Origin of the sequence: Ramlibacter sp. (genome assembly GCF_035554825.1) — a bacterium.
Classification (GTDB): domain Bacteria; phylum Pseudomonadota; class Gammaproteobacteria; order Burkholderiales; family Burkholderiaceae_C; genus Ramlibacter.
This window is the reverse complement of the sequence record NZ_DATMHS010000137.1, coordinates 26,789-39,356: the sequence shown is the minus strand read 5'-3', so window position 1 is coordinate 39,356 and position 12,568 is coordinate 26,789. Positions and strand designations below refer to the sequence as shown.

Annotated in this window: 12 protein-coding genes; 9 read left to right on the top strand and 3 right to left on the bottom strand. The window is 70.9% G+C overall.

Annotated features, from left to right (window positions below):
• Window positions 1–2 precede the first annotated feature (2 nt).
• From VNT59_RS17505 to hutU, 3 genes are all read right to left on the bottom strand, one after another.
• Window positions 3–863 (bottom strand): branched-chain amino acid ABC transporter permease, encoded by an 861-nt coding sequence (locus tag VNT59_RS17505; protein ID WP_325500451.1) that lies wholly within the window; start codon window positions 861–863, stop codon window positions 3–5.
• A 36-nt stretch (window positions 864–899) separates the two neighbouring features.
• Window positions 900–2,054, bottom strand: coding sequence for an ABC transporter substrate-binding protein (locus VNT59_RS17500; protein WP_325500449.1), 1,155 nt, complete (start codon window positions 2,052–2,054; stop codon window positions 900–902).
• Between the two features lie 86 nt (window positions 2,055–2,140).
• Window positions 2,141–3,847 carry a urocanate hydratase gene (hutU, locus tag VNT59_RS17495; protein WP_325500447.1) on the bottom strand — a complete coding sequence of 569 codons (1,707 nt, stop codon included), beginning with the start codon at window positions 3,845–3,847 and terminating at the stop codon, window positions 2,141–2,143.
• 125 nt (window positions 3,848–3,972) lie between these two features.
• Between hutU and hutC the strand changes: the two genes are divergently transcribed.
• The 9 genes from hutC (at window position 3,973) to VNT59_RS17450 (ending at window position 12,561) form a co-directional block, all read left to right on the top strand.
• Window positions 3,973–4,683: a histidine utilization repressor gene (gene hutC / locus VNT59_RS17490; RefSeq protein ID WP_325500445.1), complete on the top strand. Its 711-nt coding sequence runs from the start codon at window positions 3,973–3,975 to the stop codon at window positions 4,681–4,683.
• Entirely contained in the window at window positions 4,680–5,243 is a 564-nt protein-coding gene (locus VNT59_RS17485) for a HutD family protein (RefSeq protein ID WP_325500443.1), read from the top strand. Before hutC ends, VNT59_RS17485 begins: the two co-directional genes overlap by 4 nt.
• On the top strand, window positions 5,240–6,454 hold the full coding sequence (hutI, locus tag VNT59_RS17480) for an imidazolonepropionase (RefSeq protein ID WP_325500441.1): 1,215 nt from the start codon (window positions 5,240–5,242) through the stop codon (window positions 6,452–6,454). Before VNT59_RS17485 ends, hutI begins: the two co-directional genes overlap by 4 nt.
• Window positions 6,451–8,004, top strand: a complete 1,554-nt coding sequence (gene hutH, locus VNT59_RS17475) for a histidine ammonia-lyase (RefSeq protein ID WP_325500439.1) — start codon at window positions 6,451–6,453, stop codon at window positions 8,002–8,004. Before hutI ends, hutH begins: the two co-directional genes overlap by 4 nt.
• A 122-nt stretch (window positions 8,005–8,126) precedes the next feature.
• Window positions 8,127–8,870, top strand: a complete 744-nt coding sequence (locus tag VNT59_RS17470) for an IclR family transcriptional regulator (RefSeq protein ID WP_325500437.1) — start codon at window positions 8,127–8,129, stop codon at window positions 8,868–8,870.
• Between the two features lie 37 nt (window positions 8,871–8,907).
• On the top strand, window positions 8,908–9,648 hold the full coding sequence (locus VNT59_RS17465; protein WP_325500435.1) for a transporter substrate-binding domain-containing protein: 741 nt from the start codon (window positions 8,908–8,910) through the stop codon (window positions 9,646–9,648).
• Between the two features lie 21 nt (window positions 9,649–9,669).
• Window positions 9,670–10,338 (top strand): amino acid ABC transporter permease, encoded by a 669-nt coding sequence (locus tag VNT59_RS17460; protein WP_325500433.1) that lies wholly within the window; start codon window positions 9,670–9,672, stop codon window positions 10,336–10,338.
• Entirely contained in the window at window positions 10,335–11,111 is a 777-nt protein-coding gene (locus VNT59_RS17455) for an amino acid ABC transporter ATP-binding protein (protein ID WP_325500431.1), read from the top strand. Before VNT59_RS17460 ends, VNT59_RS17455 begins: the two co-directional genes overlap by 4 nt.
• Window positions 11,112–11,154: 43 nt before the next feature.
• Window positions 11,155–12,561 (top strand): formimidoylglutamate deiminase, encoded by a 1,407-nt coding sequence (locus tag VNT59_RS17450; RefSeq protein WP_325500429.1) that lies wholly within the window; start codon window positions 11,155–11,157, stop codon window positions 12,559–12,561.
• Window positions 12,562–12,568 lie beyond the last annotated feature (7 nt).

The following is a 12,568-nucleotide window of genomic DNA, read 5'->3' as shown; positions in this document are numbered from 1 at the left end:
GGCTACCTTCTCGCGAACAGGCCCTGCGGCCGGACCATCAGCACCAGGATCAGGAAGGCGAAGGCGATGGCGTTGCGATCGAGCACCTTGCCGAGATAGACGGTGCCGAACGCCTCGACCACCCCCAGCGTCAGCGCCGCCATCAGGGTGCCCGGAATCGAACCCAGGCCGCCCAGCACGATGATCGCCAGCGCCTTGTACGAGGGCACGCTGCCCATCGTCGGCTCGACCAGGTTGTTCAGCAGCGCGACCATCACGCCGGCGGCGCCAGCCAGCGCCGAACCGACGAAGAAGTTGACGTAGCGCACGGTCTTCAGGTCGATGCCGAACGATTCGGCCATCTGCGGGTCGGTGACGGTGGCCTGGCAGGCGATGCCCAGCCGGGTCCGGCTTTGCAGCGCCGCCAGCACGGCGATGGCCAGCGCGCCGCCGACCATCACCAGCAGTTCGGCCTGCTTGAACCGCAGGGCGCCGATCGCCACCTGGGCCTGTAGCGGCGGGTTGGCGTACGACAGGCCGTAGGCGCCGAACACCAGCCGGTAGATTTCTTCCGAGGCGATGAACAGGCCGATCGACGCGATCAGCGGAACGAACGGCGGCTGGTGCAGGATCGGCTCGTAGCAGAACCGGTACATCAGCACGCCGGCGATCCCGGCGACCAGCATCGCCACCGCGATGGCCACGCCCAGGCTGCCGGTCTGGTTGGTGACCAGCACGCCCATGTAGCCGCCCAGGGTGAACAGGGCGGCGTGCGCCACGTGCAGGATGCGCAGCAGGCCGTAGACCAGGGTCAGCCCCAGCGCGATCAGCGCGTAGATGCTGCCCTGGACCAGTCCTTGCGCGATCAGTTCGACAAACAGCACAGGGTCTCCCTTGCCCGGGCGCGGCGCGCGGCCGGCTTACTTCTTCAGGCTGGCCTTGGTCGGGGCGGCCAGGTAGACCGGATCGGAGATCACGGCGAAGCGGCGGAAGGCCTTGTCCTTGACGATCTGCACCTGGATGTCCTTGTTGACTTCATGCAGGTCGTTGAACGACAGCTTGCCCACCGGCGTCTCGAAGGTGCCGCCGGCGATGGCGTTGCGGATCGCTTCGCGGTTGCCGGCGCCGGCCTTCTTCATCGCCTCGATGGCGATGGCGGTGGCGCTGTAGGTCGAGGCGGCCACCATGTCCGAGCCGAAGCCGGCCGCCTTCCTGAAGTCGGCGAGGTAGGCCTTGGTCACCGGCGAGGCGGAATCGCGGTCGAGGGAGGTCGTGACGTACACGCCCTCGGCGGCCGGCCCGGCGATCTCCATGAACTTCTCGGAGTCGTAGCCTTCCTGGCCGATCACGGGCGCCGTGATGCCGGCGGCGCGCAGCTGGCTGACCAGCGGCCCGGCGGTGAAGAAGTAGCCCGAGGCGTAGATCGCATCCGGGTTGTCGGCCTTCAGGCTGGAGATCATCGGCCCGAACTGGCGGTCGGACATGCCGTACTCGTATTCGTTGGTGATCTTGATGCCGAACTTGGGCGCGCCTTCCTTGAAGCCGCTGGCCAGCGCCTGGCCGAAGTCGTTCTTCAGGGTGACGAGCGCGACCTTCTTCTTGCCCAGCACCTCGCCGATCAGCTTGGCGCCGGCGCGGCCCTGCACTTCGCCCATGGTCGAGGCGCGGAACATGTAGTCGCCGGTGGCCGTGACGTCCGGATGGATCGAGTAGGCGACCACGTAAGGCACCTTGGCGGCCTGGAACACCGGCGCGGCGGCGCGGGTGGAGGCCGAATACGAGCCGGAGACGGCGACCGCGACCTTGTCCTTCTCGATCAGCTTGGTGGCGATCGGCGCGGCTTCCTTCGGCGAGGCCTGGTCGTCGTACACCACCAGTTCGATCTTCTCGCCCTTGATGCCGCCGGCCGCGTTGGCCTGGGCGACGGCCAGCTTGGCCCCTTCGAGCGCCGACTTGCCGTCGGCGGCGGCGAAGCCGGTGAGCGGCACGTTCAGGCCGATCTTCACGTCGGCGTGCGCCGCGCCGGCCAGGCACAGCAGGGTACAGAGGGCCGTGCGGGTGAGTGCTGTCTTCATGGTCTTCCTGTCAAGTTCAACAAGCAGCTACTCACGCAAGCTGCAACGCGTCCAACGGGGGTCCGTCCGATTCGTCGGAGTGTCTCTTACCGGGCCTGCATCGGCAGGTTCAGCCCATGCTCGCGGGCGCACTGCTCGGCGATCTCGTAGCCGGCGTCGGCATGGCGCATCACGCCGGTGGCCGGGTCGTTCCACAGCACGCGTTCGATGCGCCTGGCCGCCTCGGGCGTGCCGTCGCAGACGATCACCACGCCGGCGTGCTGCGAGTAGCCCATGCCGACGCCGCCGCCGTGGTGGAAGCTGACCCAGGTCGCGCCGCTGGCCGTGTTGAGCAGCGCGTTGAGCAGCGGCCAGTCGCTCACGGCATCGGTGCCGTCCTTCATGGCCTCGGTTTCGCGGTTGGGCGAGGCCACGGATCCGGAGTCGAGGTGGTCGCGGCCGATCACGATCGGGCCCTTGAGCTCGCCGCTGCGGACCATCTCGTTGAAGGCCAGGCCGGCCAGGTGCCGCTCGCCCAGGCCGATCCAGCAGATGCGCGCCGGCAGGCCCTGGAAGGCGATGCGCTCGCCCGCCATGTCCAGCCAGCGGTGCAGGCCGGCGTTGTGCGGGAACAGCTCCTTCATCTTGGCGTCGGTCTTGCGGATGTCCTCCGGGTCGCCGCTGAGCGCCACCCAGCGGAAGGGACCGACGCCGCGGCAGAAGAGGGGCCGCACGTAGGCCGGCACGAAGCCCGGGTAGGCGAAGGCGTCGGCCACGCCGAAATCCTTGGCGACCTGGCGCAGGTTGTTGCCGTAGTCCACCGTGGGGATGCCCATCGCGTGGAACGCCAGCATGGCCTGGACGTGGCGCGCGCACGACTCGCCGGCCGCCTGCTTCAGCGCCGCATGCCGGGCCGGGTCGCGCTGGGCCGCCCGCCATTGCGCGATGCTCCAGCCGGCCGGCAGGTAGCCGTTGATGAGGTCGTGGGCCGAGGTCTGGTCGGTGACGATGTCGGGCCGGATGCCGCCGGCCCTGGCCATGGCGGCCAGCCGCGGCACCACGTCGGCGGCGTTGGCGCACAGCCCGATCGACACCGCTTCCTTGCGCCCGGTGTGTTCCTTGATCAGCGCCAGCGCCTCGTCGAGGTCCCCGGCCTGCTTGTCCAGGTACTTCGTGCGCAGCCGGAAGTCGATGCGCGTCTGGTCGCACTCGACGATGAGGGAGCAGGCGCCGGCAAAGGTGGCCGCCAGCGGCTGGGCGCCACCCATGCCGCCCAGCCCCGCGGTGAGCACCCAGCGGCCGGCGAGGCTGCCGCCGAAATGCTGGCGGCCGGCTTCGGCGAAGGTCTCATAGGTGCCCTGCACGATGCCCTGCGAGCCGATGTAGATCCAGCTGCCGGCCGTCATCTGGCCGTACATCATCAGGCCCTTCTGGTCGAGCTCGTTGAAGTGCTCCCAGGTGGCCCAGCGCGGCACCAGGTTCGAGTTGGCGATCAGCACGCGCGGCGCGTCGGCATGGGTGCGGAACACGCCCACCGGCTTGCCCGACTGCACCAGCAGCGTCTCGTCGGCCTGCAGCCGGCGCAGGCTGTCCAGGATGGCGTCGAAGCAGGGCCAGTTGCGCGCCGCCTTGCCGATGCCGCCGTACACCACCAGCGCATCGGGGTTCTCGGCGACCTCCGGGTCCAGGTTGTTCTGGATCATCCGGAAGGCGGCTTCGATCTGCCAGTTGGCGCAGGACAGCGACGGGCCGCGCGGCGCGCGGACCGGCCGCGCGGCGCTGCCGGCGAAGGGAGTGGTGGAGATGTCGGGCATGGTGGACTCCCGTGGTGACGTTGGGCGGATTTGCCTGTATAGTGAGTTGTATATACAAGGCAAGTCTAGTTGTCTATACAAGTCAGCCGGATCGGGGAAAACCCTGATCAACCAATCAGCAGCACATGACCACGACCCAGTTGCCCGCCTACGAGCAGGTCAAGGCCTTCGTCAAGCGGCAGATCAGCGCCGGCGCCTGGCGCCCGGGCGACGCGGTGCCGAGCGAATCGGCGCTGCAGCAGCAGTTCGGCATCAGCCGCATGACGGTGAACCGCGCGATGAAGGAGCTCGCCGTCGAAGGGGTGGTGACGCGCGTGCAGGGCTCGGGCACGGTGGTCGCCCAGCTGCATCGCATCTCCACGACGCTGGCGCTGCGCGACATCCACGAGGAAATCGCCGAGCGCGGCCACCACCACGCGACCCGGGTGCTGACGGTGGAAACGGCCAGGGCCGACGCCGCGCTCGCGCAGGTGTTCAGGTTGCGCACCGGCGCCCGCCTGTTCCACTCGGTGCTGCTGCACCTGGAGGACGGGGTGGCGATCCAGCTGGAGGACCGCTATGTCAATCCGGCGGCCGCGCCCGGCTACCTCGGCGTCAACTTCAATGCCACGACGCCGACCAGCTACCTGCTCGAGCACGCGCCGCTGACCGAGGCGAGCTACTCGATCGAAGCCGGCCTGGCCAGCGCCGACGAGGCCCGGCGCCTGGAGATCAAGCGCGGCGACCCCTGCCTGGTGATGACGCGCAGCACCGTGAGCGGCCCGCACGTGGCCAGCTACGCGCGCCTGGTGCATCCCGGCATGCGCTACAGCTTCAGCGGAACCTTCCAGTTATGACCTGGCAAACGATTCGACTTTCCGACGCCGTGGCCAGCCCGTGGCGCAACGGCGGCGGCGTCACCCGCGAGCTGGCCGCCTGGCCGGCCGGCGCTGCCGACTGGACCTGGCGCATCTCCGTGGCCGAGGTCGCGGCCAGCGGCCCGTTCTCGTGCTTTCCCGGCGTGCAGCGCTGGTTTGCCGTGCTGAGCGGCAGCGGCGTGCGGCTGCGGCTGCCGCAGGCCGAGCACCGGCTCACGGCGGCCAGCGCGCCGTTCGAATTCGACGGCGCCGTGCCGGTCGACTGCGCGCTGCTGGACGGGCCAACGCAGGATCTCAACCTGATGGTGCGGCGCGACCGCGCGGTCGCCCGCATGCGGCGTCTGTCCGGTCGGCAACGCTTGCTCGCCGATGCGGCCCGGACCGTCGCGGTCTATGCGGCCGGCGCGCCGGCGCGGCTGCGTGATGAAAACGCCGTCTTCGAGCTGCCGGCGCACGGCCTCGCCTGGCGCGTGGTGCCGGCCGGCGTGCCGGTGGAGGTCACGACGACCGACGCCTTGTGGATGGAGATCGAGCCATGAGCCTGACGCTGTGGACCAATTGTCGCGCCGCCACCATGCAGCCGGACGCCGCCCAGCCGTACGGGCTGATCGAGCAGGCGGCATTGGTCGTCGACGGCGCGACGCTGCACTGGGTCGGCGCCGAGCCCGAGCTGCCCGCCGAGCTGCGGCGGCGCTGCACCGAACGCCATGACGCGCAGGGGGCGCTGGTCACGCCCGGACTGATCGATTGCCACACGCACCTGGTCTACGGCGGCGACCGCGCCGAGGAGTTCGAGCTGCGGCTCAACGGCGCGTCGTACGAAGAGATCGCCCGCCGCGGCGGCGGCATCGCCTCGACCGTGCGGGCGACGCGGCAGGCGAGCGCCGAGGAACTGCTGCGGCAAAGCGGTGCCCGGCTGCGCGGCTTGCTGGCCGAGGGCGTGACGACGCTGGAGATCAAGTCCGGCTACGGGCTGGCGCTGGCGCACGAGCGCAAGGCGCTGCAGGTGGCGCGGGCGCTGGGGCAGGGCCACCCGGTCGAGGTCCGCACCACCTTCCTCGGCGCGCACGCGCTGCCGCCGGAATTCGCCGGTGCGCCCGACGCCTACGTCGACGAGGTGCTGCGCATGCTGGGACTGCTGCATGGCGAGGGGCTGGTGGACGCGGTGGACGCGTTCTGCGAACGCATCGCCTTCAGCCCCGGCCAGGTCGAGCGCGTCTTCGAGGCGGCGCGGCAACTGGGGCTGCCGGTCAAGCTGCATGCCGAGCAGCTGAGCGACAGCGCCGGCGCGCAGCTGGCCGCCCGCTTCGGCGCGCTCAGCTGCGACCATCTGGAGTGGCTGTCGGAAGCGGGGGCGGCGGCGATGGCCGCGGCCGGCAGCGTGGCGGTGCTGCTGCCGGGCGCCTTCTATTTCCTGCGCGAGACGAAACTGCCGCCGGTGGAGGCGCTGCGCCGCCACCGGGTGCCGATCGCGGTCTCGACCGACTGCAATCCCGGCACTTCGCCCTGCACCTCGCTGCTGCTGATGCTGAACATGGCGTGCACGCTGTTCCGCCTGACGCCCGAGGAGGCGCTGGCCGGCGTCACGCGCCATGCCGCGCGTGCGCTCGGCCTGCGCGATCGCGGCGTGCTGGCCGCCGGGATGCGCGCCGACTTCGTGCTGTGGGACGTGCAGCGGCCGGCGCAGCTCAGTTATGCGCTCGGCGCCAACCCGCGCCTGGCCACCGTGTACCGGGGAGCGCTGGCGTGACCACGGCCGAACGGCTCGTGCCCGGCGCGATCGACGTGGCGCAGCTGCGCCGGCTGCTCGCCGGGACGGCGCCGTCCCTGCAACTCGATCCTTCGTGCCGCCCGGGCATGCGCGCCAGCGCCGAGGTGGTGCGCCGGGCCGCGGCCGGCGACGCGCCGGTGTACGGCGTCAACACCGGATTCGGCAAGCTCGCCAGCACCCGCATCGCGGCGGCGGACCTGCAGCGGCTGCAGCTGAACCTGCTGCGCTCGCATGCCGTCGGCGTGGGCGAGCCGCTGCCGCCGCGCGTGGTGCGCCTGATGCTGGCGCTCAAGGCCGCCAGCCTGGCGCGCGGCTTTTCCGGGGCGCGCGAGGAAGTGGTGGATGCGCTGCTGGAACTGCACAACCGCGACCTGCTGCCGGTCGTTCCGTGCCAGGGCTCGGTCGGCGCGTCCGGCGACCTGGCGCCGCTGGCCCACCTGTGCCTGCCGCTGGTCGGCGAGGGCGAAGTGCTCCACGGCGGGCGGCGCCTGCCGGCCGCGCAGGCGCTCGCGCGGGCGGGGCTGCGGCCGCTGCAACTCGCGCCCAAGGAGGGGCTGGCCCTGATCAACGGCACCCAGGCGTCGACGGCCCTGGCGCTCGACGCGCTGCTGGGCGCCGAGCGGCTGTTCGAGGCCGCCGTGATCTCAGGCGCGCTCACGCTCGATGCGGCGCGCGGCAGCGACGCGCCCTTCGATGCGCGCATCCACGCCGTGCGCGGCCAGCCGGGGCAGGCGCAGTGCGCCCAGGCCTATCGCGGCTTGCTCGCGGGCAGCGAGATCCGGCGCTCGCACCTGAGGAACGACGACCGCGTGCAGGACCCCTACTGCCTGCGCTGCCAGCCGCAGGTGATGGGGGCCTGCCTCGACCAGCTGCGCGGCGCCGCCCAGGTGCTGCTGCGCGAGGCCAATGCGGTGACCGACAACCCGCTGGTCTTCGCCGACCGGGCCGAGATCGTTTCGGGCGGCAACTTCCATGCCGAACCCGTGGCGCTGGCGGCCGATGCGCTGGCGGTGGCGATCGCCGAAATTGGCGCCATCGCCGAGCGGCGGGTGGCGATGCTGGTGGACGCGGCGGTGTCGCGCCTGCCGCCGTTCCTCGCGGCGGAGCCGGGGCTGCACTCCGGCTTCATGATCGCGCATGTGACGGCGGCCGCGCTCGCCTCCGAAAACAAGTCGCTGGCGCATCCGGCCAGCGTCGACAGCCTGCCGACCTCCGCCAACCAGGAGGACCACGTCAGCATGGCGACCTTCGCCGCGCGCCGGCTGCGGGCCATGCTGCACAACAGCGGCCGCATCGTCGCGATCGAGCTGCTGGCGGCCGCCCAGGGCATCGAATTCCTGCGGCCGCTGCGCAGCGCGCCGCCGCTGGAGGAAGTGCTGCGGCTGGTGCGCAGCGTCTCGCCGGCGATGATGCAGGACCGCAGCCTGGCCTACGACGTCGAGGCGGTGTTCCGGCTGGTGCAAGCCGGCGACCTCGGCCACCACGGGCGTGCCGACAGCGCGCCGCTGGCCGCGTTGCGGCTGGCCTGAGCGGCGGCCCGGCCGGCCGGCTGACCATCGCGCCCCAAGCTTGGGCAAAAAAAGAGAAACCGAATCCCAGAGAATGGGAATGAGGCGTTTGAGCCGCCGGTGATTGCTTTGATACTGCCGTGATGACCGCCCCCGAGCCCAACAGTGCCGCCGCCGCCGACCGCGTGCTGCAGGTCCTGGCCGTGCTGGCGCAGCAGGGGCGGGTGCTCAGCGCCACCGAGCTGATGGCCCACACCGGGCTGGCCCGCAGCACCCTGTACCGGCTGCTGGCGCGCCTGAAGCGCTGGGGCTTCGTGCTGGAAAGCGACGGCTGCTACGCGCCCGGGCCGCTCAGCCTCCAGCTGGCGCTCGGCTTCGACCTGTCCTCCCATCTGGTGCGGCAGGCGCGCCCGGACATGATCGCCCTGGCCCGCCAGTCGCACGAGAGCGTGGGCCTGGTGGTCGCCGTCAACGACACGGCGATCTGCCTGGACATGGTCGACAGCGAGCAATCGCTGCGCTGTTCGTTCGAGAAGGGCCGCAGCGTGCCGCTGCGGGCGGGGGCCTCGGCCAAGTGCCTGCTGGCGCACCTACCGGACGCCGCCCGCGACGCGGTGCTGCACGCGCACTACCCCGACGCCGCGCAGCGCGGCGACGCGCTGGCCGAACTGCTGGCCATCCGCAATACCGGCTTCGCCATGACCGCCGGCGAAGTCGACCCCGGCGTCTGGGGCGTCAGCGCGCCGCTGTTCGGGGCCGGCCGCCGGGCCGTCGGGGCATTGACGCTGATGGCGCCGGTGACGCGCGCCCACGGCCAGGAATCCGCGCTCGCCGACATGACCATCGTGGCGGCGGCGCGTATCTCGCGAGGGCTGTCGCTGCCCTGATCCGTTCCAACCAACTTTTCACACTGGAGACCTTCCCATGACGTTCACCCGCCGCTTCCTGCTCGCCGCCGTGCCCGCGCTCGCGCTGGCCGCCAACCTCGCGCACGCCCAGGACAAGGTCCTGAAGGTGGCCACCGACGCCACCTTCCCGCCGATGGAGTTCGTCGAGAACGGCAAGCGCACGGGCTTCGACGTCGAGCTGGTCGAGGCGGTGGCCAAGGCCATGGGCAAGCAGGTCGAGTGGGTCGACATCGACTTCAAGGGCCTGATTCCGGGCCTCATGTCCAAGCGCTTCGACATGGCCGTGTCGGCGATCTACATCACCGACGAGCGCCGCAAGGTGGTGGACTTCACCACGCCCTACTATGCCGGCGGCCTGGTGGCGATGGTCAAGGACAACAGCCCGATCAGGAAGCTGGCCGACCTGGACGGCAAGAAGGTCACCGTGCAGGTGGGCACCAAGTCGGTCGGCTACCTGCAGGAGCACTTCCCCAAGGTCCAGCGCGTCGAGGTCGAAAAGAACCAGGAGATGTTCAACCTGGTCGACATCGGCCGGGCCGACGCCGCCGTCACCGGCAAGCCGGCCGCCTTCCAGTACGTGCGCACCCGCGGCGGCTTGCGCGTGCTCGACGAGCAGCTCACCACGGAGGAGTACGGCATGGCCCTGCGCAAGGACACGCCGGAGCTGACCAAGGCGGTGAACGCCGCGCTGGCCAAGCTCAAGGCCGACGGCACCTATGCCGCCATCGTCAAGAAGTGGTTCAGCGCCAGCAAGTAAGCCGACCGGCTCCGCCCCACCATGGAACTCGACTTTTCGCCCGTCTGGTCGGGCTGGAGCCAGCTGCTGCACGGCGCGCTGGTGACGGTGGAGATCACCGCGGTCTCCCTGCTGCTTGGCTGCGTCCTCGGCCTGCTGATCGGCATCGGCCGGCTCAACCCGAAGCGGCGCGTCCTCTACGGCCTGTGCACCGCCTACGTGGCCGCGATCCGCGGCACGCCGCTGCTGGTGCAGCTGTTCATCTGGTTCTTCGGGCTGCCGCAGTTCGGCATCCTGCTGCCGGCGTTCGCCTGCGGGATGCTGGGCATGGGCATCTACTCGGGGGCCTACGTCTCGGAGATCGTGCGCGGGGCGATCCAGTCGATCGACCGCGGCCAGATGGAAGCGGCGCGCTCGATCGGCCTGTCCGCGGGCCAGGCGATGCGCAACGTGATCCTGCCGCAGGCGGTGGTGCGCATGATTCCGCCCCTGGGCAACGAGTTCATCGCGCTGATCAAGAACTCGGCGCTGGTGTCGCTGCTGACCATCCATGACCTGATGCACGAGGGCCAGAAGATCATCAGCGTGTCCTACCGCTCGCTCGAGGTGTACCTGGCCGTGGCGGTGGTGTATTTCGTGCTGACCGGGCTCACGACGCTGGCGCTCGGCCGGCTGGAACTGCGGCTGAAGGCCGGAGGCATGGTGCAATGAAGCCGATCGCGGCGGACACGCCTCCCATCATCCGCATCCGCGGCCTGCGCAAGTCGTTCGGCGACCACGTGGTGCTGAGCGGCATCGACTTCGACGTGCTGCCCTCGCAGGTCGTGGTCGTCATCGGACCGAGCGGGTCCGGCAAGAGCACGTTCCTGCGCTGCTGCAACGGCCTGGAGCACGCCGAGAGAGGCCGCATCGACATCTGCGGCCACACCCTGGTCGCGGACGGCCGCATGCTGGCCGACGCCGACTGCAATGCCCTGCGCCAGGAAGTCGGCATGGTGTTCCAGTCGTTCAACCTGTTCCCGCACCTGTCGGTGCTGGACAACGTCACGCTGGGGCCGCGCAAGCTGCGCGGGCTGAGCCGGGCCGACGCCGAGGAGCAGGCCCGGGCGCTGCTGGACAAGGTCGGCCTGGCGGCCAAGAGCAACGCCATGCCCGCCAGCCTGTCGGGCGGCCAGAAGCAGCGCGTCGCCATCGCCCGCTCGCTGGCGATGAAGCCGCGCGTGATCCTGTTCGACGAACCGACCTCCGCGCTCGACCCCGAACTGGTGGGCGAAGTCCTGCAGGTGATGAAGCTCCTGGCCACCGAAGGCATGACGATGATGGTGGTCACCCACGAGATGGAGTTCGCGCGCGAGGTGGCCGACGTCGTGATCGTCATGGACGAGGGTCGCATCATCGAATCCGGCCCGCCGGCGACGATCTTCACCAACCCGACCCAGGAGCGCACCCGCAGCTTCCTGCAGGCGATCCTGGCCCGCGCATGACCGGGCCACGAGACCGCGTTCGCCCAGTGTCCGGAGCCGCCCGATGAATCCGTCTTCCACCCTGTTCGCCCGGGACGCGCTGCTGCCCGACGGCTGGGCACGCGACGTGCTGCTGCAATGGGACGACCGCGGCCGGCTGCGCTCGGTGCAGCCCGGCGGCCAGCGCCCGGCGAACGTCGCCGAGGCGGTCGGGCCGGTGCTGCCGGGCATGCCCAACCTGCATTCGCACGCTTTCCAGCGGGCGTTCGGCGGCCTCACCGAATACCGCGGCCAGGCGCAGGACAGTTTCTGGAGCTGGCGCTCGCTCATGTACCGCTTCGCCGCGGCCATCACGCCGCAGCAGCTCGAGGCCGTGGCCGGCGGCCTGTACGTGGAGATGCTCGAGGCCGGCTACACCAGCGTCTGCGAATTCCATTACGTGCACCATGACGTCGACGGCCGTCCCTATGCCGACGACACCGAGCTGTCGCAATGCCTGTTGCGGGCGGCGGCGCGCGCGGGCATCGGCTTCACGCTGCTGCCGGTGCTCTACCAGACCAGCGGCTTCGGCGGCACCGCGCCGCGCGAGGACCAGCGGCGCTTCATCCGCTCGACCGCTTCCATGCTGCGCCTGCTGGAGCGCCTGCGGCCGCTGTGCGAAGCGCAGGGCGCGCGCCTGGGCCTGGCCCCGCATTCGCTGCGCGCCGTGCCGCCGGCGAGCCTTGCCGACAGCATCGCCGGTCTGACGGCCCTGGACGCCACGGCGCCCATCCACATCCACCTCGCCGAGCAGACCGCGGAGGTGGACGCCTGTCTCGCCTGGAGCGGCCAGCGGCCGGTGCAATGGCTGCTGGAGCACGCGCCGGTGGACCAGCGCTGGTGCCTGGTGCATGCCACCCACATGACGCCGGCCGAAAGCGAGCGCGCCGCGCGCAGCGGCGCGGTGGCCGGGCTGTGCCCGACGACCGAAGCCAACCTGGGCGATGGCCTGTTCGACGCCGGCGCCTGGCGCGCCGCGGGCGGCCGCTGGGGCCTGGGCTCGGACAGCCACGCCACGGTCAACGCCGCCGAGGAACTGCTGATGCTCGAATATGGCCAGCGCCTGCGCAGCCACCAGCGCAACGTGCTCGCCGGCGACCAGCATCGCTTCGTGGCCACCGCGCTGACCCTGGAGGCGGTGGCCGGCGGTGCGCAGGCCGCCGGTCGCCCCGTGGCGGGACTGGCCGCCGGGCAGCAGGCGGATTTCGTCGTGCTGGACGCCGAGCATCCGCTGTTGCAGGGGCTGCCGTCGCCCGACACGATGCTGTCGGCCCACGTGTTCGCCAGCCACCGGCAATCCGCCATCGCCGCGGTGTGGGTGGCCGGCCGGCCGGTGGTCGCCGGCGGGCGCCACCCGTTGCGGGCAGAGGCCGGACGGGCCTTCGCCGCGGCGCGAAGCGCGCTGGCCCGCAGCGGCTTCGATTCGCACTGATCCATTT